The following is a 25,531-nucleotide window of genomic DNA, read 5'->3' on the forward strand; positions in this document are numbered from 1 at the left end:
CCCCCGGCGGAGCGGCGTTCATACGCGGACCGCGCCCTTCGTGGTGGGCGGGAGCCAGGTCACCCGTCCCGGCTTGGGCGCCGGCTGCGGCGGGACCGTGCGCAGGCGCGCCTCGGTGAGCAGCCGCCCGGCCAGGATCCGCCGGATGTGCGGCGGCAGGGCGTGCCGCCTGGCCAGCCGGGTGCGCGCCAGCAGCAGCGCGATCGACACGGTCATCGCGGCCAGCCAGCCCGCCTGGAGTGCGGCCAGGTCCTCGGTGTCGAACGGCTCGCCCCGGTTGCGGCTCAGCGCGGCGACGGGGACCAGCGGCATCGGGCTCGGCGCGATCTGCGGCGAGGCCACCGGCGGCAGCGCCACCTGCGGCGCCGGGATCCCGGCCACCGCGTTGAACGAGGAGTTCGTCAGCGGCGGCACGTCCGGCGGCAGGTTCGACAGCGAGACGCCCGGCGGCAGCGCGCCGGTGGCGCTGGTGATGAACAGCGTGTAGCCGCGGGACACCGGGGCGGCCTTGGACGCCGTCACCGTGGCCGTCAGCCTGATCCTGCTCGGCCTGGCGTCGGCCGGCGCCCGCACGGTGGCCTGCGCGTTCCCGCCCGTGGCGCCGACGCTGCCCATGCCCTGCGCCCTGGGGGACACCGACGCGTTCGTCGCCGCCAGCCGCAGCACGGTGCCCTGCGCGGTCGCCTTCGCCGACGTCACCCGGACCATCACCGTGATCGTCCCGCCGGGCTTGACCGTGGCCGACGACACCGACAGCCCCAGCCCCAGGCTGGGCTTGGCCGGATCGGTCGGCGGGTCGGTCGGGTCCGGCGGATCGGTGGGGTCGGGCGGGTCCGTGGGGTCGGGCGGGTCCGTGGGGTCCGGCGGATCGGTGGGGTCGGGCGGATCGGTCGGGTCCGGCGGGTCCGTGGGGTCGGGCGGATCGGTGGGGTCCGGCGGATCCGAGGGGTCGGGCGGCGTCGACGGGTCGGGCGTGGGCGTCGGCTCGGCCGGGGTCTCGGTCGTCTCCCCGCTCGGGGCGGGATCCGGCTCGGCGAAGACCGGGGGCGCGGTGGCGACGGCCAGGATCGCCGCCGTACCGAGCCCCGCCAGCAGCGAACCGCCCGCCGATCGTGAGCGCACCTCTACGCACCTCCACGCGTCCCGCCGATAAAAGGGTGCCGAAATGGCATGGGAGCATGGAACTAATGGTCGAATCAACCCTGGTGAAACAAGGTTATTGGCGGGTGCGTAATCGCACCCGCCCCTTATCACCGGGTGCGCACTCCCGCCTCGGTGGCGGCCCTGAGGTCGAACGCGGCGAGCCCGCCGCCGCGGGGGCGGGCGGCGGACCGTTCCGGCGCCGCCGCGGGCGCCTCGGCCGCCGCCGGGGACGCGGCCGGCTCGCCGGCGCGGCGGCGCAGCCACATGGCCCGCAGCGCCACCTCGATCGCGAAGCGCGACCCCGGGTCGGTGAGCCGGTCGCCGAGCGTGCCCTCCAGCTTGCGCATCCGGTACCGGACGGTCTGCGGGTGGACGTGCAGCTCCTCGGCGATCTCGGCGGCGGTGCCGCGGGTGGTGAGCCAGGTGTGCAGGGTCTCCAGCAGCCGGTGCCGCTGCCCGTCGTTCAGCGCCGACATGCCCGCCAGGTTGCGCTTGGCGATCTGGTCGATCAGCGCCTGGTCGGACATCAGCCACAGCTCGACCAGGTGGTCCTCGCAGCGGGTCACCGGGCCGTCGTCCAGGACCCCGGCGTCCACCAGCCCCAGCGCCTGGCGGGCCCAGCGCAGCGAGTCGGCGGTGCCGGTCAGCGGGACGCTCACGCCCGACACCGCGCGGCCCTCGGGCAGCGCGTCGGCCAGCATCCGCTGCCGGTCGGCGGTCATCCGGCCGGGCACCAGCAGGTGCGGCTCGGGGGCGGTGAGGTCGGCGAGCACGTCCTGGTCCAGCGCGGTCCGCACGACGCGGGAGCCCGGCGGCACGGCGACCAGCGTCACCTGCTCGGGCACGTCCCATTCGGCGAGCTCGGCCAGCTCCTCGATCGCGCGGCGGGAGGCCGGCGGGCGGCGCAGCAGCAGGTGCAGCAGGCGGCGCCGGTGCTCCTCCAGCTCCTCGGCGGGCAGCGCGTCCAGGTAGCCCTTGAGGGCGAGCGAGGCCAGCTCGTCGATGTACGCGAACAGCGTGTCGGCCAGCTGCGCCATCACCGCCGACGACAGGTTGCGCTGGGGCCCGACGCGCATGACGCGGCGCCAGGCGACCTGCGCGCCGATCCGGAACGCGGCCTGGAGGTGGTCGAGCGTGCGGCCCTCCTGCGCCTCGAACCGGCCGAGCCGCCGGTAGGTGTCCTCGTGCCGCTCGCGCGGCGCCGACGGGTCGTCGATCTGGTCGACGAAGTGGCCGAGCGCGCGCTCGACGCCGATCTGCAGGGCCTGGACGTACGGGCCCTGGATGGGACGGCCGTACTCCGGGATGGAGCGGCGGATCTCCTCGATGATCTCCGCGGCGAGACTGGGCAGCTCGGGCCGCATGATCGTGGCGAGCCGCCGGGGCAGCGGTGTCGCCGCCGTGCGCTCCAGGCCACCCGGTTCGAGCGTTCGGGTCATCGGTGCAACCTCCGGTAACGCCGGAGTCGAGGGTGGGAGGGTGCCCGCCCGGCGGGGTCGCCGGAGCTGCCGACCACGGCGCTGTCATGGACCCGGTGGGCGCGCCGAGCGGGGGACCCCTGCGCGCCCCCCGAGCAGGTTCATGATGAAGTTCTTGTGAGCTGAAGCACACTGAACGTAGATCAATCGAGCAGCGTTTTACGGTAAAGAAACGTTAAAACCGCCCTCCGTCATGATCTTGACACACGCTGTCATCATCGGTCGTGCCTTTATTGCAGCGAAGGGCTCCGCCGCCTCAATCGGCCCGCCCGTAATACCGCTTCCAGCGCGAACCTCGAATCGGCTTCGGCCAGCTGGTCCCCGAACGCCTCGTTGATCTGGCGCAGCCGGTAGCGGACCGTCTGCGGGTGCACCTGGAGTCGCCGCGCGGTCTCCACCGCGTTCCCCTGCGTCTCCAGCCACGCGCCCAGCGTCTCGGTGAGCCGCAGCCGCTGCGTCTCGCTCATCCGCGACAGCACCGCGAGCCGCTGCCGGGCGACCTGGTCCAGCAGCGCGCCGTCGGCCAGCAGCCACAGCTCCAGCAGGTGGTCCTCGGCCGGGGTGAGCCCCTCGTCGTCAAGCACCCCGGCGTCCACCAGGTCCAGCGTCCGCCGCGCCCAGCGCAGCGAGTCCGCCGCCTCGGGCAGCGGCACCGTGACCCCGGCCGCGCCGCGCCGCTCCGGCAGCGCCGCCAGCAGCGCCGCCCGCCGGGCCGCGTCGACCGGCCCGGGCACCAGCAGGTGCGGCTCGCCGCCGCCGAGCTCGGCCAGCAGATCGTCGTCCAGCGCCGCCCGCAGGACGCGCGCCTGCGCGGGCAGCGCCACCGCCGTCACCTCGGCGGGCACGCTCCAGCCCGCCTCCGCGGCCGCCCGCGCGATCGCCGTGCGGGACGCCTTGGGGCGCTCCAGGATCAGCCGCAGCAGCCGCCGGCGCAGCTCGGCGCGCTCGTCGGCGCTGAACGACCGGGCCTCCATGTAGCCCTGCACCGACAGCGACGCCAGCTCGTCGATGTACGCGAACAGCGCGTCCGCCAGCTGCGACATCACCGTCGGCGACAGCCCCTGCCTGCGGCCGACCTCCGCCACACGCCGCCAGGCGACCTGCACGCCCGTCCGGTACGCGGCCTGGAGCGCGTCCAGGCTGCGGCCCTCGTACGCCTCGGCCCGGCCCAGCGCCCGGCACAACTCGTCGCGCCGCTCGCGCGAGTCGGTGGAGCCGGAGATCTGGTCGACGAACGTGCGCAGCGCCTGCTCCACGCTCAGCCGCAGCCGGGGCCGCTCGGCGGCCTCCGCGCGGCCCGCCGCGCCGTCCGCGCCCGCTCCCTGCGCGTACTCCGGGATCGTCCGCCGGACCTCTTTCATGATGTCCTCGGTGAGGGACTCCAATTCAGGCCGGAGAACGGCGGCTATCTGCGGGGGAAGCCGTCCGGGTCGCCGGTCCCGCCCGGGCGGATCGAGGGTGCGCGCCATCGTCGTCCTCCTTCACACCGCCGCCGGCCGCGCGGTTATGGCGGGCGGCGGCGGGGTGCCTCCCGACTCCGGTTCGGCCATTACGGTCAGCGATATCGCGCCCAATTCATAGCGGAGGCGATGTGAATGCTCCACGTCCCCGCGGTGATCTACGACACGTCAAACGTAACCTACTCGGGCGTATCGTGCACCGATCCACGGAAGGTCGCTCCAAAGAGTCGCGATCCGATCCGTTATCGGCGGATGACCAGGCTCGATGGTGCCCGCCAGGCGTGCCGGCGGGCCGTCCGGCCACTCACCTCGTTATAGAAGTCCCGCCGTTTTGATCACCAGGTGACAAGAAATTGGGACGAACGGAGATTTTCTCGGGGGAGCCCTTGTCGGGTGCGAGGTCCGCGCTTAGTTTACTCATCGGTAGGAGGCGCCGCGACAGAACCGAGCAGGTTACCAGAGACCAATGCTCGGTTGTGGCCAAACGGCGAAGTCTCCCGATCTCTCCTGCCCGGTCGCAGATCACGCCAAGGAGGCGCCCGTCTAAAGAGCAAGGCACCCCGTCCCCGGATTCCCACCCCTTCGACAAGCACCCCCGCACCCGGGAACCCCCCTCTCGAAAGGGCAACATCCAATGCGCAAGTCCATCCGCAAGGGCCTCGTCGCCTCCGCCGTCGTCGCCGCCGGCATCGGCCTCACCGCCACCCCCGCCATGGCGGACGCCCCCTGGGCGATCACCGGTGCCAACGCCGACGGCTCGGCCGCCGCCGAGTCGACGAACACCTCGCTGCGCGTCGTGCGGAACAACGCCGTCCTCACCTGCGAAGTGGTCGCCGCCGAGGCGAACATCGAGAACGTCACCGGGCACAACGGCAACGCGATCGCCCAGATCACGGGCTCCGAGTGGACCAGCTGCACCGGCCCGCTGAACCTCTCGTTCAACGTGGTGCAGAACGGGACGTGGAACCTGAACGCCGACCAGACGACCAGCGACCCCAACGTCAACAACGGCTCGATCACCAACGTGTCGGCCACGATCTCCGGCCCGGGCTGCACGGCCACCTTCACCGGTGGGGTCAACGGCCACTACACGAACGGCGACGGGATCCTGACGCTGGACCCGAGCGACCCCGACCCGCGGAACACCACCCTGACGGCCTCGAACGTCACGGGCTGCCTGGGCATCATCGTCAACGGTGACACGGGCGAGTTCTCCGGCGACTTCTTCGTCGACCCCGCGGTCACCCTGACCGGCACCCCGTAGGGCGCCCGCGCTCGATGACCACAGGTGCCGCCCGGCCGACCCGGCCGGGCGGCACCGCCGTCGTGCGCCCATTGACAGGCTGCGACAAACCACCACGCCGAATTATCAGCGATTAACAATGGAAATGGCGGCGCTCCGCATAATGGACGCGCCGTCTTGTGACAAATATGTGCGCGCACTAGGCTCGCGGTTCGTGCAAGTCGCGTTCTCATCGCATCGCCGGTGCGTGCGAATGCGGATCGCGTTCCGGCGCGCGAGCGCGGGCGGGCGGAGATGAGGATCGTTATGCGTACACGTCCAGGGCGGCGGGCGTGGCCGGTACGGCTGGCCGGCGCCGGCGCCGTCATGGTCCTGGCCGCCCTTCTCACGAGCGCCGAGGCCGTCGCCGCCGTGCAGCGGGCGGATCTCACCCTCACCTATTCCTGCGGGCTCGCTTCCGGGCCCAAGGCGGTGACCGTACGGCTCAAGGGCGAGTTCCCCGCCACGGCCGCGCCGGGCGCGCAGATCAGGCCCGAGAAGATCGGCCTGACCGTCACGGCGTCCCGCGCCGCCCTGGCCGGAATCGTGACGGCCGACACGGCGACGGTCGCGGGCAGGGCCGGCCTGCAGACCCTGGTCACCCAGGACAGGCGGCCGACCGGCGCCGAATGGCCGGGCCTGACGGTGAAGGAGACCGCCGTCCGCGGGAAGGACCCGGTGGTGCTGACGGCCACCGGCCCCGTTCCCGCCGCCACCCTCGCCGCCACGGGCGACGCCGTCTTCTCCGCCGGCGAGCTGGCGCTCCGGCTCGACCCGCGCAAGGCGGACGGAACGTCCGCGGGCACGCCGGCCCCGCTGTCGTGCACCCCGGCGCTCGGGCAGGACACCACCTTCGTCACCGTTCCGCTCGGGACCGCGGACGGCGAGCAGCCCGCCGGCGGCGACCCCGCTCCAGGCCAGGGCAACGCACCCGGCCAGCGCAACACACCCCGCGCCGCCCCCGAGGACGCGTGCCCGGCGATGCCCGAGGGCGGTCTGAACCCGGACTTCCCGAAGCCGACCCCGGAGCCGGGCTCCGATCCGCAGCCGCCCGCTCTCGACCGGTCGTGCGCGCGGGTCGACGGTAACGCGAACGTCGACAAGCTCAAGGGAGCCTCGAAGGTCAGCGGCGCGGCCTCCGTCCTGATCGGGGTGGAGCAGTTCGCGCGTTTCCGCAGCCTGCCCGATGACCACGGCTACGTCCAGGCGCGCACCATCGCCAAGTCGTACCTCGACTCCATCCAGTCCACCTTCCTGACCTTCGACTTCATGCCGACCACCGCGAAGATGGAGATCACCCAGCTCGGGAACGCGAACGCCATCGCCGAAGGGCCGGACTGGGCCGACTCGCCCCACCCGACGCGCACCAGGGTGCACGCGGACGTATCGATCCGGCTCTTCGACGTCCGGGTCAACGGCACGCCGATGGACGTGGGCCCGAACTGCCGGGCCGAGCCGGCGCGCCTGGTGGTGCAGGGCAATAGCGAGGCGGAGTTCCCCTACCGGGTCGAAGACGGCGGCCTGCTGACCGGCACCGTGGACCTTCCCGGGTTCAAGGGCTGCGGGGTCGGGGAGAACCTCGACCGGCTGTTCACCGCGTCCGTGTCCAGCAAGGGGAACTACGTCCGGCTCGTTCAGGGACCGGTCTGCTATGTGGACGGCAACGCGTCGCCGAACATCTTCCCGTGCCCGCCGACGGGATACGGCTACACCAACGAGCCCGGCGGGGACTGGCGCGCCACTTCGGGCCCGCTCGACTTCAAGGTCAGCGTCGGGACCAGCCGGAGTATCGTCTGCGACAGCTCCACCATCACCGGCTCGTTCAAGAACGGGTCCCAGATCCCGCCGGTCAGGCTCGGAACGCTCAAGAGCATGCGGTTCCACGGCTGCAAGGGGGCCGGCAGCGGTCTGGCGGCGCTGGGGCCCGTCGAGCTCACGGTCGAAGGCCTGCCTTCGCACATCCGGCACAACCCGCAAGTCGGGTTCGATGCGAGTACCGGCACCCTGAACTTGAATTTCCTCAACACCCGGATGACGGGCCGAGCGGGGGCATGCACGTTCGCCATGAACCCGAACGGGGACGCCGGGTACATGAAGCCGCAGTTCATCTACAAGAACGGCGAGTCCCGCCTTACGTTCGACACCGGGACGATCGCGACGCTCGGGGATAACCAGAACTGCTCCATTCGGCTTTCGGGGACCTTCGGTCCGCGTGAGGCCATCGTGTACACGCTGGACAACCCCCAGAACTTCAAGTACGGCACCACCACTCCCTGACACCACTTGCACGACGGGCCGGGCTTCGTCGGGAAGCCCGGCCCGCGGCGTCACTACCGGGCCCGCGCGCGGAGTACCGCATCCCGCAACGACGAACGCTCGGCCGGGAAGGTGATCCCAGCCGAGCGTTCGTCGTGCGCGCGGGCCGCCGCCGGTCGGTCAGCGGGCCTCGGTGACCGGTGTCAGTCGCCGATCGCGGCGAGCTTCCTGGCCACCTCCGGCGGGACGGTCGCCGCGCCCAGCTTCAGCGTGATCGTGTTGTCCGGGCCGGGGACCGTGAGGTTGATGAGCCCAGTCGCGAGCAGGCAGTTCTGGAACTCGGGGATCGTGTAGCTGCCGGACATGGTGCCGCCGTTGAGGACGTCCCAGTCGGCGCCCGAGGCCAGGTTGATGGTCGCCGGCGTCTTGGTCTTGCAGTTGTCGCCGACCGGGATCGGGATGCCCGCCATCTTGAGGTTGCTGAGCTTCAGCGTGACCTTCGAGGTGGAGGTGGTGGCACCGGTGTTGATGTCCACCTTCCCGGTGGTGGGGCTGTCCTCGATCATCGTGGTGGTCACGCTGACCGGGATGAGCCCGAACTGCTTGAACTCGCCGTGCGCCGGCGGCATCTGGAGGTTCGCGGTCAGGTCGCCGTTGCCGAGGTCGAGGCTCGACGCGAGCTTGCCGGGGCCGAGCGTCATCGTGGACCCGGTCGCCTTGATGGTCGTGCTGCCGTTCACCGGGTAGTCCACCCGGATCACCGGCTCGGCGTGCGCCGCGGTGGGGACCGACACGACGGCGGCGGCCGTGGCGGCCGCCGCGGCCAGCGTGGCGAACCGGCGGGCTCTGGGACGGGGGTTCGAGTGCGCCATGAAGTCCTCCTGAAGGGGGGCGGGGATCAGCACGTGGAATCCCGCCGGTACGGGTGCACCGGCGTCGCATCGTGGCGGGCATCGACCGGCCGCCACCGGGCGAGGTCGATTCGCCCGGGGTTTTTATGGGACACGCCGTTACCCGACATATCCGATGATTGGTACGACGGTTGAACATTACTTCCGCCCAGAAAAGGTGACAAGGGGTGCACGGTAAGGCGGCGGAAATTGATATCGGTATTTGTCACCGGCATACAAGCGGCCGCTTCTGTTTGTTTCGCGGTGATAGCGGCCGCCGGCCGTGTCTCGGCCGGTGGGCCCGCTGACGTGCGCGGAGAGATTCTGTGGAGGCCGGCGACCGGGACCGGCCACCGGAATTACGCGCAGTGAATGGTGCCGCTATCTCGGTGAGAACGCGCCGTTCCCGATCGTCCCGCGCTTCACGTCCGTGCGCCATTATCGGAAGTGGCGGGCGCCGCCTTCCGCCGGAGAACGCGGAGCCCGGACGGCGCGGGGGCGGCGATGAGGGCGGCGGCGGCCAGGAGCATCGCCGCGTACGCGCCGAGCGGGCCCGGCTCGCCGAACAGTTCCGGCCCGGGGCCGCGCCGGCCCGTTCCCTGCCAGCGGGCGAGCAGCCCGCAGGCGCCGACGACCGCGGCCGTCAGCAGTGGCCCGAGGACGACCGGCGCGGCCGCCTCCGCGCCGCGCCGGACACCGCTCGCGGCGACCGCCGCGGAGGCCGCCAGGACCAGCGCGAACAGCACCGCGACGGCGACCGGGTCCTCGTGGGACGCCTGCCGCCCGGGCCGCACGGCGAGGATCAGCAGCAGGATCAGCCCGGCCGCGGCGCAGGCGGCCGACGCCGACCACCGCCGCCAGGCCGGATACGCGAGCGCCGCGCCCGCCAGGACCGCGGCGCCCACCAGCAGCCACATTCGGACGAGCGCGCCCGGCTGGGCGAACATCAGCATCCCGGCCGGTCCAGAGATCCCGGCTACGGCCAGCGTGGCCGTCGCCGTGGTCGCCAGCACCCGCGCGCCGGCGGCCGCGGCGAGCAGCAGCCCGGCCGCCAGCAGCACCGCGTAGCCGGTGGCCGAAAGGGCCTGCTCCTGCTTCCAGAGGACCGTCACCGGGACGAACGCCAGCGCGGCCGCCGCGCCCGCGACCGCCGTCCGCCGGTCCGGCCGGGGATCGGGGTCCGGGTCCTCCGGGCCGGCCGGCTCCGGGCGGGCGCCGTACACCCGGTGCAGGAGAACGACGAGGACCGCGGCGCCGACGGCGGTCAGGACCATCCCGTCCCGCAGCAGCGGCCGCACGAACGTGGCCGCGTCCATCCCGGGCGCGGGGCCGAGCGGCCCGGCCTCCGCCAGGGCCCGGTACACCTCGATGTCCATGGCCGCGCCGAACACCTGGGCGCCGAACGCGGCGCCGATCAGGAAGGCGCCCGCGCCGCGCGCACCCGTCCACGCCAGCCGCGTCCCCGCCGCCAGCACGCCGAGCAGCACCAGCTGCGCCGCGCCCGCCCGCAGTGCCGCCAGGAACAGGATGGCCCTCCAGACCCCGGAACTCATGAGGTCCCACGCGGTCAGCTCCGCGAGCGCGAGCGCGCCGGTCAGCATGACGCCGGACAGGATCAGCCACGGCCAGCTCCGCCGTACCGACCAGCACAGCGCGGCCAGCCCGGCGGCCGTCACGACCGCCATGACCGCGGCGTACCAGACGGTGACGGTGCCGGGATTGACGCGGAACACGTCCGCGACCCCCGCCGCGCGCCGCACCACGTGGACGGGCATGGCCGAGGTGGCGACGGCGCCGAGGGTCCCGGTCGTGCACAGCAGTACGGCCCCGGTCACCCACGGCCCGCCGGGCAGCGCCTCCAGCCGCGCTCGGACGCTCACGGGTCAGTGCGGGCGGTTCATCAGAGCGGCGGGTCGACGTCGTAGTCGCCGGACCATTCGAACGTGTCCCCGTTCGCGACGAGGCCCGAGCATCCGGAGACACCGGAGGCGACGAGGGAGACGTTGCCGGGGTCGGGGGCGGCCGGGTCGAGCGTCATGACCGCCGTGAGGTGGTCGTACGTGCCGGGCGCCCCGCCGGTCACCGTGAACGTGCACCCGAACGGCACGACGCCGGTGAGCGAGACATCGGTGATCGAGACGGAGTCGACGCCGGGGTCGGAGGTCGGTCCCGTGGTGTTCTGGCTCCAGTGGCCGCTCACGGTGAAGTCCACCGGGAGGTTGAAACTCGTCGTGCAGTCGATGAAGGACTGCGCGTAAACGGTCGTCGAGCCGCCGGACGTTTCCCCCTCCATCTCGTGCCAGTCGCAGACGGCGAACGTCACCCCCGTCCTCGGGACCCTCAATTCGATGTTGGACGAGCCGAAAAGGACCGGTGTGCTCGCGGCCGGAGATTTCGGCTCCGCCTGGGCCGGCAGGGCCGTGAGCGCGGTGCCGCAGAGCGGCGCGAGCAGCAGGGCGAGGGCGTGTCGGAACGTCGGTCGTCTCATCTGCCGTCCCCTTCAGGAGGGTCAACGCCGAGTCGGATCACCCGACGCTACGTTGAGGTGTGGGCACCGGCAAGAACGGCAATGAATGGTGCCGGAAAATTGTCATGAAGCGGCAATGGGTTATCGCCGGATGCCAAAATGTGGCTCGCCGTCCTCAGCGATCTGGCCGGGCGCTGAGCGCGGCCCGTCCCGTCCGGCGGTACTCGCCGGGCGGGACGCCGAAGTGCCGCCGGAACGCCAGGTGGAAGCCCACGGCCGAGCCGTAGCCGACCCGTTCGGGGATCATGCCCAGCGGCACGCCGGTCTCGGTGAGGAGCCGGGCCGCCTCGCGCATCCGGCGTCCCGCGAGGTGGCGGGCCGGCGCCTCGCCGACCACCCGGGTGAACGCGGCCGCGAACGCCGACCGCGACAGTCGCGCCTCCCGCGCCAGGCTCTCCAGCGTCCACGGTTCGGCGTACCGGGTCTGGATCGCCAGCAGCGCCCGGCCGACCGCCGGATGCCGCAGCGCGGCGGGGACCTCGTCCGAGCGCTCCAGGGCCACGCGCAGCGCGAGCACGAAGACCAGCTCGAACGCGCGCAGCGCGGCCAGCCCGCCGTGCCGGCCGGTCAGCCCGTCCAGGGTGCCGGTGAGCAGCGGGTCGCCCGCCAGCGTCTCCCGGTCGAGGACCAGGACGTCCGGCAGCGCCCGGTAGAGGGGCGACATGCCCGCCTCGTCGTAGTGCAGGCCGCCGCACAGCAGCTCGGTGGACGGGCCGGGGCCGTCCACCCGCACCTCGGTGGTGGCGCCCGGCGGGCGTCCCGGGAGCAGCAGGTCGAGCGGGGACGTCGCGCGCCCGGGCCGGTCGGCCACCTCGTGCGCGGCCCCGCATGGGAAGAGCGCCAGCTCGCCCGCGCGCAGGATGATCGGCTCGGCCGCGCCCGGCATCGTGATCGCGCACTCGCCGGACCGCACGTGGTGCAGGATCGCGTTCCGCTCCTGGCCGCCGCGGAACCCCCACGGCGCGCGCATCACCCAGCGGCTCGCGAACACGCCCTCCAGCCGCAGCGGCGCCAGCAGCGCATCGAGCAGGTCCGCCGGACGATCGTTAACCGGATCCGGACTCATGCTCATGGAACGTACTGCACGCCCCCGGCAGGCTGGACCCCATGACCGAGACATACCTGGTGATCGGCGCGAACGGCGCGCAGGGCGGAGCGGTGGCGAGGCACCTGGAGCGCGACGGGCACCGCGTGCGCGGCTTCGGCCGCGCGGACGGCGGCCTGGCCGACCCCGAGGCCGTGCGCGCCGCGTTCGAGGGCGTGGCGCGGGCGTCGGTGACGCTGCCGATGGAGTTCGACCCGGCGCTGGTGGAGCGCTACGTGGACAACATCATCGCCGCCGCGAAGGGCTGCGAGCGGCTCGTCCTCAACACCGGCAACCGGATCCCGGCGGAGCGCACGGGCATCGCGGCGTTCGAGACCAGGCGCGACGCGGCCGCCGCCCTGCTCGCCTCCGGCATCCCGACCGTCGTGCTGCGCCCGCCCGTCTACCTGGAGAACCTGGCGCCCGCCGGCGGCGTCCTCCCGTACCCGATCCCGGCGGGCCACCGGGTCGCCTGGCTGGCGCACGCCGACCTCGGCGCGATCACCGCCGCCGCGTTCGGCCGCGACGAGCTGGTCGGCTCCGCGATCGACATCGGCGGCGGGGACGTGGTGACCGGTCCCGAGCTGGCCGCCGCCTTCGGCGCCCGCTACGTGCCGCTGACGGCGGACGCCTTCGAGGAGCACATGGCCCCGATCCTCGGCCCGGCCGCCGCGTCCGGCGTCGCGGCCACCTACCGCTGGATCGCCGCGCCCGGGAACGCGGGCTTCTACGGCGGCGACCCGGCCCGCGTGGAGGAGACCTTCGGCGTCCGGCTCACGCCGCTGCGCGCCTGGGCGGCGGAGGCGCGCCGGTGAACGCCGCCGGCGAGATCGTCGAGCACCACCGATTCATCGAGTCCTGGCTGCGCGGAACCGCCGCCGCCACCGCCGTCGCCGGCTTCCTGGACATGCACGCGCCGGATTTCACCTGGTACGACCCGGACGGCACCCTCCACACCCTGCCCGACCTGAGCCCCGCCATGGGGAAGGCCCACGGCACCGCGCCCGGCCTCCGCCTCCGGATCCGCGAACCCCGCGTGCTCCTGGAAGCGGACGGGATGGTCGTCGCCACGTACGAGGAGCACCACCACCACGAGGAGCAGAGGCGGCACGAGGCGCGCCGGGCCGTCGCGATCCTCGTTCCGGATCCGGGCGCCCGCCACGGCCTCCGCTGGCGGCACCTGCACGAGACGTGGATCGTTCCGGGCGGGGCGCCGTAGCCGTCCTCCGCGAGCCAGAAAAGATCGGCCGGATGCGGGCATTCGCCCTCGTCCACGGACATGCCACGCTATAGTCGCGCGTTCCATAATTCGCATGGATCGGGGGGCGGTCGCATGTCAACAGGCCAGGCGATGTCGCCGTCCGGCGAATCCCTGGCGGACGAGGAGAACGCCGAGCCCCAGGGCGGGCTGTGGGGCTGCGCCGGCCTCCTCGCGGTGATCCTGCTGATCTGCGCGGGCGCCTACTGGCTCTGGTCGGGGAACAAGGACCACATCAACAACGTCGCGGTCGGCGACTGCGTGCGGGAGACGCCCGGCGACGAGAACTCGCCCTACCGCATCCTCCCGTGCGAGAACCCCGCCGCCACGCACAAGGCGCTCCGGCTGATCCCGCTGGGCGCGTCCAAGGGCACCTGCCGGCAGGTGGCCGGCGCGTCCCGGTCGGCCACCAACGACGACGCGACCGTGTGCCTCGGCGAGAAGGACGTCGACCCGGACAGGGCCGTGAACGTGGCCAGGGAGGGCGACTGCCTCGCCTTCGCGGGCGGCGCGGCGCAGCGGGTCGACTGCGCCGCGAAGGAGGCGGAGTACGAGGTCGTCAAGCGCCTCGCGGACGTGCCGCGGCCCGACGAGGCGCGCGCCTGCGCCAAGGTTCCCGGGGCGGTCCGCTCCCATTCATGGACATGGGAGACGCAGGGCGCGTCCGGCGACGTCTCGCGGTTGAAGGTCGACGCCGTCCTGTGCCTGCGCAAGAAGTAGGCGCACGGTACGGCTCATCTCCCGGACGACCTGATCGCGGAGTCGCCCGGGGCGAGGGTGGCCCGGCGCAGGGCCGGGAAGGCGGCGGCCACGGCGAGCGTGGCGGCGACGCAGAACAGGCCGCCGGCGACGACCGCCGCCCGCGCGCGGCACGCCGCCGGCGACGTTCAGCTCGTTCTTCCGGACGGTGGTGTTCGCGGCCGGGCCGGCCCTGACGCTGTGGTGGCCGGTGCGATGGGAGTGAACGAGGTCAGGAGCGCCACCAGCCGTCGAGCGGGGTGACCGGGACGGTGCGCTTGTGCCGCGTCGCGAGATAGACCGACTCCACCTTCGCCGCCACCTCCGGCGCGACGTCGGCGCCCTCCAGGTAGTCGTCGATCTGGGTGTAGGTCAGGCCGAGCGCCACCTCGTCGGGCAGCGCCGGCCGGTCGTCCTCGAGGTCGGCGGTCGGCACCTTCTCCCAGACGCTCGGCGGCGCGCCCAGCTCCTGCAGCAGCGCCGCGCCCTGCCGCTTGGTCAGGCCGGTCAGCGGAGTCAGGTCGACGCCGCCGTCGCCGTACTTGGTGAAGAAGCCGGTCACGGCCTCGGCCGCGTGGTCGGTCCCCGCGACGAGCAGCCCGAGCTGGCCGGCGATCGCGTACTGGATCACCATGCGCTCGCGGGCCTTGACGTTGCCGCGCACGAAGTCCCGCAGCCCCGTCCCGCCGTCGGGCGACTCGCCCAGGCCGAGTGCCACCTCGCGGGCGACCGCGTCCGCGCCCGGCTTGACGTTCACCGTGATCGACCGGTCCGGCCGGATGAACTCCAGCGCGATCTGCGCGTCGTCCTCGTCGGCCTGCACGCCGTACGGCAGCCGCACCGCGACGAAGACGGCCTCGTGCCCCTCGGCGCGCAGCTCCTGGCAGGCGAGCTGGCACAGCCTGCCGGCCAGCGTGCTGTCCTGGCCCCCGCTGATCCCGAGCACGTACCCCTTGGCCGGCGTGGACCGCAGGAAGTCCTTGAGGAAACCGACCCGCCGCCGCACCTCGACCTTGGGCACGATCTCCGCCTGGACGCCGAGCTCGGCCTGAATCCGCTCCCGAAGATTCCCCATTCGCGCACTGTAACCTCCCGCGGATCGGCCCGGCGGGCCCGGGGCGTCAGGTGAGTGGGGCCGTGGGCCGGCGGTCGCGAGCGGGCTCGCTGCGCTGGAAGGCCGGGCGGCCGGCGACCGTGGTGTTGGGCGCGCGCCGCCAGTCGGGCGCGGCGAGGGTGACGGCGAGGCCGGGCGAGAACGCCAGCGTCGTGTTCCGGCCGACGGACGACCCCGCGGTGGCGATCTGGACGTCCCGCACGGCGAGCTGGGTTTCACGGTCGTCTGCACGAGGTCGCCGGCCCGCTGCCAGTCGTGGCACAGCAGGTACGCGACGCGCTGGAGCCAGAGCGAACGCGCCGTCACGTACTCCGTGTACGACGCGTCGCTCGCTCCCTGTGGCTGTCTCGCACCGCTATCAATGCGGCGGTGGTGCCGGGGGTTGCATCGGCACGGACGGTTCCTCAGGCGGGGACGGGCGCGTCCCAGTCGATGGCGTGGCGCTGCTCCCGGCCCAGGCTCTTCTCGACGCTCCCCGCCCTGAACATGATCGGCATCAGCACCGACATGGCCTTCCGCGCCACCGGGCCCGGCGTCTTGGCGCTGTTGATCCTGGCGCCGCGGGCGGCGATCCGTTCCACGCGGGACCGGCGCAGCCGCTCGTACGCGGCGAACGCCGGTGCCGGCCCGGGCAGGTCGCGCAGGCAGCGCGCCAGCTCGATCGCGCTCTCGGCGGCCAGCGACGCGCCCTGCCCGGTGCTGTTGGACGGCGCGTGCACCGCGTCCCCGACCAGCGCCATCCGGCCGCGCCACCAGTGCGGCACCGGCGGCATGATGTGCAGCGCCCCGACGACCTGCAGCGTCTCCGCGCTCGTGCGGGCGGCCAGCGCGCCGCCGGGGTCGTCGCCGGCGTAGGTCTCGCGCAGCGTGCGCAGCCATTCCGCGGCGGGGCGCCGCCGCGCCTCGGTCAGCGTCAGGTGGTCGCGGGAGGGCAGGTTGGCGCCCCAGCCGACCCCGCCGCCGGGCAGCACCCAGTACAGGTAGTACGCCCGCTTCCCGAACGCGAAGACCATCGTGCCGGGCTCGGCGTCGACGGCGACGTCCGCGCGGCCCTCGAAGCCGAGCATGCCGGTGTAGCCGGGGCCGGGCGCGGCCGGGTCGATCAGCGTGCGGACGGTGGAGCGGACGCCGTCGGCCCCGATCAGGACGTCGGCGCGGGCGGTGCCGCCGTCGGCGAACTTCGCCGTGACGCCGTCCGGGTCCTCGTCGGCGCCCACCAGGCGCTTGCCGTACTCGAACCTGGCACCCGCCGCGAGCGCCCGGTCCCGCAGCGCCCGGTGCAGGCCGCCGCGGTCGACCATCTGCAGCGGCTCCACGTCCGGGAGCGCGGGCACGGTGCGGAGCGGCCCGCGCCCGATCGCCATGGCGCTGCGCCGGATCGGGAGGGCGAGGGAACGGACCGCGTCGCCGGCGCCGACGACGTCCAGCGCCGCCATGCCGTTGGGGGCCAGGGCGAGGGTGCCGCCGATGCCGTCCGACGCGGCGGGGTACGCCTCGTGGACGGTCGCGTCGATGCCGGCCTTGAGGAGGGCGGCCGCGGTGACCGGGCCGGCGATGCCGCCGCCGATGACCAGCGCGCTTCGTACCTTGGACATGGGTCTTCTCCTTCGGTGGGTGCGAACCGTCCCGCGGGAGAACCCGGTTATCCTTTCGTCGCCACCTCAGGGCCGGGTCCGTCGTGACGGGCGTCGGTTCGGGGAAGGGTCCCGGTGGCGGTGTTGCCGCACCGCCACCGGGCTTCGTACGGGGTCGTCCAGCGTGTCTCAGCCCTCGACGGCCCCCCTCTCGGCGAGTTCGGCCGCCTCCGGGGGCATCTCGCCGGTGTCGTGCCAGGCTTGCCACACGGCGAGGTCGGGGTGGGAGCCGGACGCCAGCTCCTCGATCATCGAGGCGACCCAGGCCGCCTCCGCCTCCAGGATCGCCAGCTCGTACTCGTCCTCGATGAGGAACAGCCGGGGGACGTCCTTCGCGTGCTCGGCGAGTCCCGCCCGCCGCGCGCCGATCGTCTCCTCCAGCCGGCCGAGCCGGGTCCGCAGCAGGTCGGCCGCCTCGCCCGGCGGGATCGCGGCCAGCACCGAGAGCCCGGCCACGAACCGCGGCCGCTCCGGATGCGGGGTGGAGACCAGCTCCCGCGTCCACTCGACCATCTCGCGCCGGCCGGCGTCGGTGATCCGGTAGATCGTCCGTTCCGGCCGGGCGCCCTGCCGGCTGCTCCCGATGTTCTCCAGGAAGCCGTGCTTCTCCAGGTTCTGGACGACGGTGTAGAGGGAGCCCCACTTGACGTTCATGTCCTGGTCCTTGCTGCGGGCCCGCATGATCGACGCCATCTCGTACCGGTGCATCGGCCGCTCCTGGACGGTGGCCAGCACCGCGAGCGCCAGCAGGTTGTCGACCTTGCGCTTCCCGGCCATCGCGCCCCCTCCTCGCTTACTCGTCCACGAATATACGTCTACGAGTAAATCCCGGCAATACCCCGCCGCTCATGCCTGCCGGTCGAGGCGGACGAGGCCGGAGTGCGCACCGGAGACCCTGACCCGCTGGAGGTGAACGGGCGCCAGCCCGGCGCGGATCGCGGCGGTGAGGTCGGCCGTATCGGGTGTCAGGACGACGGCGGCCCCGCCGGGCGCGAGGACCCGCCGCAGCTCCCGCCACCACCCGGAGAGCCGCCCGTGCCGCCCCACCTGCCTGCCCCACGGCGGGTTGCACACCACGCGGTCGACGCTCCCGTCCGGCAGGGGCAGCGCGGCCGCGTCGCCCCTCCGGAACTCGATCCCCAGCCCTTCGGCGTTCGCGCGGGACGCCTCCACGGCCTCGCGGCCGATGTCGAAGCCGCGGCAGCGCGCCCCCGGCTGGAGCAGCGCGGCCTCGATGAGCGGCGTCCCGGCGCCGCAGCACGGGTCCAGGACGGCGTGCCCGGACCGGATCTCCGCCAGCACCGCCATCGCGGCGGCCACCGGCGGGTGCAGCGTGCCGGGGACCGTGCGCCGCTTGTACGCGCGGCGGTGCAGCGGCCGGCCGGCGACCCGCAGCATCAGGCCGGCGCGGTCGCCGTCCAGCGCCAGCCGGTACGCGCCGTACCCGGGCGGCGGGGCGGACCCGTCCCGCCGCGAGTGGTACGGGACGCCGAGCCGCCCGGCGAGGGCGCGGCCCACGGCGTCCTCGGCGTCGTGCCGGTTGTAGTTCCGCCGTCCCAGGAACGACGCCGACACCTCGACCCCGGCCACCGCGGGCGCGCCGCCGCCGAGGCCGCCCCCCTCACCGAGCGCGGCCGGATCGACAAGATCAGCCGGATCGGCCAGGGCGGCCAGATCGGCCAGGGCGGCCAGGCCGGACCTGGCGGGGCCGGGGTCGGGGATCCGGGCGACGAGCCGGAAGACGTCGTCGGCGAGCCGGAGGGCGGTGGCCTCCGCCGCCGGGAGGCCGGTACGGAAGTGGACCTCGCGGTGGCCGATCCGGGTGATCGTGCCGAGCTCGTGCCGCAGGATCTCGGTGGCCAGCAGGGACTCGAGCCCGCGGACGCAACGCGCCACCATGCGCATGATGATCGTTCTTCTCCCACGTCAGGACCCGGGACGGGCGGTGCGCCGGTCCCGCATCGCCGGCGGCGGGGGCTCCTCGCCTCGCCGGCGGATCGCTAACGCAGGTGGAAGAAGGTCATGCCAGCATGTTAGCGGCGATCGGGGGAGCGGGCGGACGGCCTTCGCGCCGGGCCGCCCGCCCCGGCGCACTCGCGAGCGTGCGTATCGCCGTTTCGGAATGATCGGGCGGGCGGCCGGGAACGTTCCCCGGCCCGGCCCGTCCATATCGGCCGAACCGCATTCGACGGCCATTCATTGCGGGTTTTCGCTATTTCCGTCCCGGCATTTAACGGCATCCCGATGTTTGTTGATACCGTTCCGTGACCTGGAGAGATGCGGTCTCGCCGGGCCCGGACGCGCACTCGTAGATAAACCCTCCGGTAGTCATTGTCATTCGATGACAACGTTCCGCCGGGGGCGAATTTGTTTCGCGCGGATTGCTTGCGTGGTGCCGCTCGCCACAAGTAGCGTACCGGCCAGTAGCGGCTGGCGTCGCGACATCGATAACGGTCGCTATTCGAGCCGGTTTCAATAGATCTCCGCTGTTCTGCTCCGGGAATGGGCTCTGTCGAATGGGACTTGAAGTCGTCGTTGAGGGGCTCACGAAGTCCTTCGGCCGGCAGACCATCTGGCGGGACGTGTCGCTGACGCTGCCGGCCGGCGAGGTGAGCGTGATGCTCGGCCCGTCGGGGACCGGCAAGACCGTGTTCCTGAAGTCGCTGATCGGGCTGCTCAAGCCCGAGCGCGGCCGGGTGCTGATCAACGGCGTCGACATGGTGAACGACCCCGACCGCAAGGTGTACGAGACGCGCAAGCTGTTCGGGCTGATGTTCCAGGACGGCGCGCTGTTCGGGTCGATGAACCTGTTCGACAACATCGCGTTCCCGCTGCGCGAGCACACCCGCAAGAAGGAGACGGAGATCCGCCGGATCGTCCTGGAACGGATGGAGATGGTGGGACTCGGCGGGCAGGAGCGCAAGCTGCCCGGCCAGATCTCCGGCGGGATGCGCAAGCGCGCCGGGCTGGCGCGGGCGCTGGTGCTGGACCCGCAGATCATCCTGTGCGACGAGCCCGACTCCGGTCTCGACCCGGTCCGGACCGCCTACCTGTCGCAGCTGCTCATCGACCTGAACGCGCGGATCGACACCACGATGCTCATCGTCACGCACAACATCGAGATCGCGTCGACCGTGCCCGACAACATCGGCATGCTGTTCCGCCGCGACCTCGTCACGTTCGGCCCGCGCGAGGTGCTGCTGACCAGCCAGGAGCCGGTGGTGGCGCAGTTCCTGCGGGGCAACCGGCACGGGCCGATCGGGATGAGCGAGGAGAAGGACGCCGCCGAGCTGGCCGCCGAGCAGCGGCTCGCGCTGCCGGCCGCGAAGGTGCCGGAGATCGTCCCGCAGCTCCAGCCCAGCCCCGGCATGCCGGAGCGCACGGCCGTGAACCGCCGCCGGGAACGCGTGATGACCATGCTCGCCCAGCTTCCCCCCGCGGCCCAGGAGGCGATCTTGAACAGTCTGCTGCCGCCCGCCCGCGAGCGCCGCGCGCAGCCCGGGTTCGGGCCGCCCGGCCTCGGGCCGTCGGCGTACGGGGGGCCGCGATGACCGCCCCCTCCTCCTCGGTGCCCGGGGCGGGCGCGCTGCGCGAGACCGGGCGGCTGTTCGCGCTCGGCGCGACCGTGCTGACCCAGATGTTCCGGCGGCCGTTCCAGGCGCGGGAGCTGCTGGAGCAGTTCTGGTTCATCGCGTCGGTGACGATCCTGCCGACCGCGCTGGTCTCGATCCCGTTCGGCGCGGTGATCGCGCTCCAGGTCGGGTCGCTGGCGCAGCAGCTCGGCGCGCAGTCGTTCACCGGCGGCGCCAGCGTGCTCGCGGTGATCCAGCAGGCCAGCCCGATCATCGTGGCGCTGCTGATCTCCGGCGCCGGCGGCTCGGCGATCTGCGCCGACATCGGCTCGCGGACCATCCGCGAGGAGATGGACGCGATGGAGGTCATGGGCGTCTCGCCGATCCAGCGGCTGATCGTGCCGCGGGTGCTGGCGGCGATGCTGGTGGCGGTGCTGCTGAACGGCCTGGTCTCGGTCGTCGGCGTGATGGGCGGCTACTTCTTCAACGTCGTGATGCAGGGCGGCACGCCGGGCGCGTACCTGGCCTCGTTCTCCGCGCTGGCGCAGCTGCCCGACCTGTACATCAGCGAGTTCAAGGCGCTGCTGTTCGGCTTCATCGCCGGCGTCGTGGCGGCCTACCGGGGGCTCAACCCGCGCGGCGGCCCCAAGGGCGTCGGCGACGCGGTCAACCAGTCGGTGGTGATCACCTTCCTGCTGCTGTTCTTCGTCAACCTGGTGCTGACCGCGATCTACCTCCAGGTCGTACCGCCGAAGGGGTCGTGAGCGATGGCCACCGGCTCTCTGATGCGCGGACCCGGGTCCGCGATCCGCCGTCCCGGGTCCTGGTTCGCCTGGCTCGACCAGCCCGGCGACCAGCTCGGCTTCTACGTGCGGGCGCTGCTGTGGACGCCGCGCGCGCTGCGCCGCTATCTCAAGGAGGTGCAGCGGCTGCTGGGCGAGGTCGCGTTCGGCTCCGGCGCCCTGGCGGTGATCGGCGGAACGGTCGGCGTCATGTTCGCGATGACGCTGTTCACCGGCGTCGTCGTCGGCCTCCAGGGGTACGCGGCGCTCAACCAGATCGGCACCTCGGCGTTCACCGGCTTCGTGTCGGCCTACTTCAACACCCGCGAGATCGCGCCGCTGGTGGCCGGGCTGGCGCTGTCGGCGACGGTCGGGGCGGGCTTCACCGCCCAGCTCGGCGCGATGCGGATCAACGAGGAGATCGACGCGCTGGAGGGCATGGGCATCCCGTCCATGCCGTACCTGGTCACCACCCGGATCATCGCCGGCACGGTCGCGATCATCCCGCTGTACGGGATCGGGCTGCTGTCGTCGTACCTGGCGTCCAGGCAGATCACGATCTGGGTGAACGGGCAGTCCGCCGGCACCTACGACCACTACTTCAACGTGTTCCTGTCGCCGACGGACGTGATCCTGTCGTTCCTGAAAGTGCTGATCTTCAGCGTGATGGTGATCCTGGCGCACTGCTACTACGGCTACCGGGCGGCCGGCGGCCCGGCGGGCGTCGGCGTCGCGGTCGGCCGCGCGGTCCGTACCGCGATCGTGCTGATCAGCGTCACCGACTTCTTCCTCAGCCTGGCGATCTGGGGCGCCACCACGACGGTGAAGGTCGCGGGGTGAGCGGGCGATGACGGCGAAGAGCGAGAGCGCGATCGCGACACTGTCGCGGCGGCTGCAGGGCGTGGTCTTCCTCCTCGTCCCGGCGCTGCTGGTGTGGCTGGCCGTCGCGATCTACCAGAAGAAGTTCACCGACGCCACGATGGTCACGCTGCGGACCGGGTCGGTCGGCAACGAGATGCACCGGCACGCCGACGTCAAGGTGCGCGGCGTCGTCGTCGGCGAGGTCCGTGAGATCACCGCCGACGGCGCGGGCGCCCGGCTCACGCTGGCGCTCAAGCCCGAGTCGGTCCGGCACATCCCCGCCAACGTCAGCGCGCAGATGCTGCCGACGACGCTGTTCGGGCAGCGGTTCGTGGCGCTGCTGGCGCCGGCCGCCCCGGCCCCCTCGCCGATCCGCGAGGGCAGCGTCATCAGCGAGGACCGCACGGCCAACGCGGTCGAGCTGCAGGAGGTCATCAACAACACGCTGCCGCTGCTCACCGCCGTGCAGCCGGCGAAGCTGTCGGCGACACTGACCGCGATGTCGACGGCGCTGGAGGGGCGCGGGCACGAGCTGGGCGAGACGCTGGTGACGCTGGACGCGTACCTGAAGAAGTTCAACCCCGAGCTGCCCGCCCTCAACCGCAACATCCGCGAGCTGGTGGAGTTCACGCACCACTACAGCGAGGCGACGCCGGAGATCCTGGACGCCCTGTACGACTTCAGCGCCACCAGCCGCACGGTCGTCGACCAGCGCCGCAACCTCAGCGATCTGTACTCGACCGTCACCGGCGGCGCGCAGGACCTCACCACGTTCCTGCGGCAGAACTCCGGCAACATGATCCGCCTCGCGGACCACAGCCGGGCGCCGCTGGAGGTGCTGGCGCGGTACTCGCCCGAGTTCCCGTGCGTGTTCTCGATGCTGAACGACTTCAAGCCCAGGATGGACAGGGCGCTCGGCGCGGGCACCGACCGGCCCGGCATCAGGGCCGAGATCACCACCGTGCCGTCCAAGGGCCGGTACGTCCCGGGCCGCGACACGCCGCGCTTCACCGCGAGCGGCGGGCCGCGCTGCTACCCGCTCCCGTACGACCCCGCCGGCGGCGTCGCGCCGCGGGCCGCGCCGCCCGGCCGGGTCGCCCCGGTCGCGGTCGTGCCCGGCGCGCTCGGGCTGCCCAACTCGCCGCAGGAGAACCAGCTGGTGAACGAGCTGCTCGCGCCGGGCCTGCGGGAGGTCCCGTCGAACCTGCCCGACTGGAGCAGCGTCCTGGTCGGCCCGGTCTACCGGGGGGCGGAGGTGGACGTCCGATGAGGATGAACGTCAAGGGCCTCGGCGGCCCGCTGGTCAAGTCGTTCCTGTTCGTGGTCGTGACCGTCACCGCCACGGCCGTGCTGGCGATCAGCATCGCCAACACCGGGGTCGGCAACGCCGACCGCTACAAGGCGCGGTTCAGCGACGTCACCGGGCTGATCGAGGGCGACAGCATCCGGATCGCCGGCGTCCGGGTCGGCCAGGTCACCGAGATCAAGGTGGTGAACCGGCGGCAGGCGCAGGTGGAGTTCAGCGTGCAGCGCGGCCGCCGGCTGCCCTCGTCCACCAAGGCGACGATCAAGTACCTGAACCTGGTGGGCCAGCGCTATATCGAGCTGGACCGCGGCACCGGCGCGCCGGGCGCGACGATGGCGCGGGGGAGCACGATCCCGCTGGAGCGGACGACGCCCGCGCTGAACCTGACCCAGCTGTTCAACGGCTTCCAGCCGCTGTTCCAGGCGCTGTCGCCCGCCGACGTCAACCAGCTCGCGGGAGAGATCATCCAGGTGCTCCAGGGCGAGGGGCCGACGATGGACTCGCTGCTGCGCACGGTCGCGTCCCTGACCAGCACGCTGGCGGGCAAGGACCAGGTGATCGGCCAGGTCATCGACAACCTCAACGAGGTGCTGGAGACGATCAACGCCCGCGGCGACCAGCTGGCCGACCTGATCGTGACGCTGCGCCGGCTGACCTCCGGGCTCGCCGCCGACCGCAAGCCGCTCGGCGAGGCCATCGGCGCGATGTCCGCGCTGACCAACAGCACCGCCGACCTGCTCCAGGTGGGGCGCGCGCCGCTGAAGGACAGCATCGGCCAGCTCGGCCGGCTGTCGGACGAGCTCGCCGACGAGAGCCCGGAGATCGAGCGGTTCCTGCGGACGGTGCCCGGCAAGAGCGCCACCATCGCCCGGCTCGCCTCGTACGGGTCCTGGCTCAACCTCTACATGTGCCAGGCCACCGTCACCGGCGCCACGTACACCGACGGCCGCCCGCCGCCCACCGGCGTCCCGATGGAGGCCGACGACGCGACACGATGTGGAGGCCAGGGATGAGCGGCACCAACGGCCCGCCGGGCCCGGTCCCGGCCGCCCGGCCGGCGGCGACGGCGCTGCCGCCGCTGAAGAAGCCCCGCGGCGGCGCGCTGCGCAAGCCGATCAAGGAGCGCAACCCCATCGGTGTCGCCGTCGTCGGGCTGGCGATCATCCTGGTGCTCGGGCTGCTGGCCTACCGCGCCGACGACCTGCCGGTCATCGGCGGCGGCACCAAGTACACCGCCGACTTCCGGGAGGCGGCCGGCCTCCGCCCCGACGACGAGGTACGGGTCGCCGGCGTCAAGGTCGGCGAGGTCACGGACGTGGAGCTGGACGGCGCCAAGGTCAAGGTCACGTTCCGGGTCCGGGACACCTGGATCGGCAGCGCCAGCACCGCCGGGATCATGATCAAGACGCTGCTGGGCGCGAAGTACCTGGCGATCGACCCGCTCGGGCCGACCGCGCAGGACCCGGGCCGGCGCATCCCGCTCAGCCGGACGGTGTCGCCGTACGACGTCACCCAGGCGTTCCAGGACCTGTCGGGCACCATCGACCGGCTCGACACCGTCCAGCTCGCGCAGAGCCTGGACACGATCGCCGACACGTTCCAGAACACCGCGCCGAGCGTGCGCAAGGCGCTGGACGGGCTGTCGGCGCTGTCCCGGACGATCTCCACCCGGGACGCCCAGCTCGCCCGGCTGCTCGCCAACGCCAAGCAGGTCACCGGGGTGCTGGCGGAGCAGAGCGCCGAGTTCGAGGCGCTGCTGCGCGACGGCAACCTGCTGCTGGCCGAGCTGCGCCGGCGGCGCGAGGCCATCCACGGGCTGCTGGTCGGCTCGCAGGCGCTCGCGCGCCAGCTGTCCGGGCTCGTGGCCGACAACGAGCGGCAGCTCCAGCCGACCCTCCAGGCGCTCGACCGCATCACCGGTGTGCTCCAGCGCAACCAGGACAACCTGAACCGCGCGCTCGCGGTGGCGGGACCGTACAACCGGCTCCTGGGCAACGCGCTCGGCAACGGCCGCTGGATGGACGGCTACCTGTGCGGCGTCGTGCCGAAGGAGTACCAGGCGCCGAACACGCCGCCGAAGAACGGCTGCATGCCGCCGAGGCCGGGCACCACCGCGGGAACGGGGGCGGGCCGGTGAAGCTCCGGG

At 72.7% G+C, this 25,531-nt stretch carries 23 protein-coding genes; 11 read left to right on the plus strand and 12 right to left on the minus strand.

Features of this window, described 5'->3' with window-relative positions; all coding sequences use genetic code 11:
* Window positions 1–18 precede the first annotated feature (18 nt).
* From ACA361_RS27595 to ACA361_RS27605, 3 genes are all read right to left on the minus strand, one after another.
* Window positions 19–1,122 (minus strand): hypothetical protein, encoded by a 1,104-nt coding sequence (locus tag ACA361_RS27595; RefSeq protein ID WP_375016534.1) that lies wholly within the window; start codon window positions 1,120–1,122, stop codon window positions 19–21.
* Window positions 1,123–1,250: 128 nt separating this feature from the next.
* Window positions 1,251–2,582 (minus strand): helix-turn-helix domain-containing protein, encoded by a 1,332-nt coding sequence (locus ACA361_RS27600; protein ID WP_375016536.1) that lies wholly within the window; start codon window positions 2,580–2,582, stop codon window positions 1,251–1,253.
* A 269-nt stretch (window positions 2,583–2,851) separates the two neighbouring features.
* Entirely contained in the window at window positions 2,852–3,982 is a 1,131-nt protein-coding gene (locus ACA361_RS27605) for a helix-turn-helix domain-containing protein (RefSeq protein WP_375016538.1), read from the minus strand.
* A 733-nt stretch (window positions 3,983–4,715) separates the two neighbouring features.
* Between ACA361_RS27605 and ACA361_RS27610 the strand changes: the two genes are divergently transcribed.
* Both ACA361_RS27610 and ACA361_RS27615 read left to right on the plus strand, forming a co-directional pair.
* Entirely contained in the window at window positions 4,716–5,345 is a 630-nt protein-coding gene (locus ACA361_RS27610; protein ID WP_375016540.1) for a hypothetical protein, read from the plus strand.
* Between the two features lie 285 nt (window positions 5,346–5,630).
* Window positions 5,631–7,640, plus strand: a complete 2,010-nt coding sequence (locus tag ACA361_RS27615; RefSeq protein ID WP_375016542.1) for a DUF6801 domain-containing protein — start codon at window positions 5,631–5,633, stop codon at window positions 7,638–7,640.
* 182 nt (window positions 7,641–7,822) lie between these two features.
* On the opposite strand, the gene ACA361_RS27620 is transcribed toward ACA361_RS27615, so the two are convergent.
* From ACA361_RS27620 to ACA361_RS27635, 4 genes are all read right to left on the minus strand, one after another.
* On the minus strand, window positions 7,823–8,491 hold the full coding sequence (locus ACA361_RS27620) for a hypothetical protein (RefSeq protein WP_375016544.1): 669 nt from the start codon (window positions 8,489–8,491) through the stop codon (window positions 7,823–7,825).
* A 440-nt stretch (window positions 8,492–8,931) separates the two neighbouring features.
* The gene (locus tag ACA361_RS27625) at window positions 8,932–10,389 is read right to left on the minus strand and encodes a hypothetical protein (protein ID WP_375016546.1); all 1,458 of its coding nucleotides are present in this window, start codon (window positions 10,387–10,389) and stop codon (window positions 8,932–8,934) included.
* 20 nt (window positions 10,390–10,409) lie between these two features.
* Window positions 10,410–10,997 carry a hypothetical protein gene (locus ACA361_RS27630; RefSeq protein ID WP_375016548.1) on the minus strand — a complete coding sequence of 196 codons (588 nt, stop codon included), beginning with the start codon at window positions 10,995–10,997 and terminating at the stop codon, window positions 10,410–10,412.
* Window positions 10,998–11,151: 154 nt separating this feature from the next.
* The gene (locus tag ACA361_RS27635) at window positions 11,152–12,108 is read right to left on the minus strand and encodes a cupin domain-containing protein (protein WP_375016550.1); all 957 of its coding nucleotides are present in this window, start codon (window positions 12,106–12,108) and stop codon (window positions 11,152–11,154) included.
* Between the two features lie 35 nt (window positions 12,109–12,143).
* Here ACA361_RS27635 and ACA361_RS27640 point away from each other — a divergent pair, with 35 nt between their 5' ends.
* The 3 genes from ACA361_RS27640 to ACA361_RS27650 all read left to right on the plus strand — a co-directional run bounded on the left by ACA361_RS27640 (window position 12,144) and on the right by ACA361_RS27650 (window position 14,098).
* Window positions 12,144–12,935: an SDR family oxidoreductase gene (locus ACA361_RS27640; protein WP_375016552.1), complete on the plus strand. Its 792-nt coding sequence runs from the start codon at window positions 12,144–12,146 to the stop codon at window positions 12,933–12,935.
* Complete coding sequence (locus ACA361_RS27645) at window positions 12,932–13,339, plus strand: DUF4440 domain-containing protein (RefSeq protein ID WP_375016553.1); 408 nt, start codon at window positions 12,932–12,934, stop codon at window positions 13,337–13,339. Before ACA361_RS27640 ends, ACA361_RS27645 begins: the two co-directional genes overlap by 4 nt.
* 114 nt (window positions 13,340–13,453) lie before the next feature.
* Window positions 13,454–14,098, plus strand: coding sequence for a hypothetical protein (locus ACA361_RS27650; protein WP_375016555.1), 645 nt, complete (start codon window positions 13,454–13,456; stop codon window positions 14,096–14,098).
* A 250-nt stretch (window positions 14,099–14,348) separates the two neighbouring features.
* On the opposite strand, the gene nadE is transcribed toward ACA361_RS27650, so the two are convergent.
* The 5 genes from nadE to ACA361_RS27675 form a co-directional block, all read right to left on the minus strand.
* Entirely contained in the window at window positions 14,349–15,191 is an 843-nt protein-coding gene (gene nadE / locus ACA361_RS27655; protein WP_375016558.1) for an ammonia-dependent NAD(+) synthetase, read from the minus strand.
* Between the two features lie 46 nt (window positions 15,192–15,237).
* Window positions 15,238–15,432: a hypothetical protein gene (locus ACA361_RS27660; RefSeq protein ID WP_375016560.1), complete on the minus strand. Its 195-nt coding sequence runs from the start codon at window positions 15,430–15,432 to the stop codon at window positions 15,238–15,240.
* A 202-nt stretch (window positions 15,433–15,634) separates the two neighbouring features.
* Entirely contained in the window at window positions 15,635–16,825 is a 1,191-nt protein-coding gene (locus ACA361_RS27665) for an FAD-dependent oxidoreductase (protein WP_375016562.1), read from the minus strand.
* Between the two features lie 168 nt (window positions 16,826–16,993).
* Window positions 16,994–17,641: a PadR family transcriptional regulator gene (locus ACA361_RS27670; RefSeq protein WP_375016564.1), complete on the minus strand. Its 648-nt coding sequence runs from the start codon at window positions 17,639–17,641 to the stop codon at window positions 16,994–16,996.
* A 69-nt stretch (window positions 17,642–17,710) separates the two neighbouring features.
* Window positions 17,711–18,763, minus strand: coding sequence for a methyltransferase domain-containing protein (locus ACA361_RS27675; RefSeq protein ID WP_375016566.1), 1,053 nt, complete (start codon window positions 18,761–18,763; stop codon window positions 17,711–17,713).
* 617 nt (window positions 18,764–19,380) lie between these two features.
* Between ACA361_RS27675 and ACA361_RS27680 the strand changes: the two genes are divergently transcribed.
* From ACA361_RS27680 to ACA361_RS27705, 6 genes are read left to right on the plus strand one after another with little or no spacing between them, the layout of a single operon-like run.
* Window positions 19,381–20,415: an ABC transporter ATP-binding protein gene (locus tag ACA361_RS27680; protein WP_375016568.1), complete on the plus strand. Its 1,035-nt coding sequence runs from the start codon at window positions 19,381–19,383 to the stop codon at window positions 20,413–20,415.
* Entirely contained in the window at window positions 20,412–21,200 is a 789-nt protein-coding gene (locus tag ACA361_RS27685; protein ID WP_375016570.1) for an MlaE family ABC transporter permease, read from the plus strand. Before ACA361_RS27680 ends, ACA361_RS27685 begins: the two co-directional genes overlap by 4 nt.
* Window positions 21,201–21,221: 21 nt before the next feature.
* Window positions 21,222–22,058 (plus strand): MlaE family ABC transporter permease, encoded by an 837-nt coding sequence (locus ACA361_RS27690; protein ID WP_375016908.1) that lies wholly within the window; start codon window positions 21,222–21,224, stop codon window positions 22,056–22,058.
* A gap of 7 nt (window positions 22,059–22,065) precedes the next feature.
* Window positions 22,066–23,349: an MCE family protein gene (locus ACA361_RS27695; protein ID WP_375016572.1), complete on the plus strand. Its 1,284-nt coding sequence runs from the start codon at window positions 22,066–22,068 to the stop codon at window positions 23,347–23,349.
* Window positions 23,346–24,398, plus strand: coding sequence for an MCE family protein (locus ACA361_RS27700; RefSeq protein ID WP_375016574.1), 1,053 nt, complete (start codon window positions 23,346–23,348; stop codon window positions 24,396–24,398). Before ACA361_RS27695 ends, ACA361_RS27700 begins: the two co-directional genes overlap by 4 nt.
* Window positions 24,395–25,522 carry an MCE family protein gene (locus ACA361_RS27705; protein WP_375016576.1) on the plus strand — a complete coding sequence of 376 codons (1,128 nt, stop codon included), beginning with the start codon at window positions 24,395–24,397 and terminating at the stop codon, window positions 25,520–25,522. The genes ACA361_RS27700 and ACA361_RS27705 overlap by 4 nt, the downstream gene beginning before the upstream one ends.
* Window positions 25,523–25,531: the final 9 nt, after the last annotated feature.

Origin of the sequence: Actinomadura sp. 21ATH, assembly GCF_041951345.1 — a bacterium.
GTDB lineage: Bacteria > Actinomycetota > Actinomycetes > Streptosporangiales > Streptosporangiaceae > Spirillospora.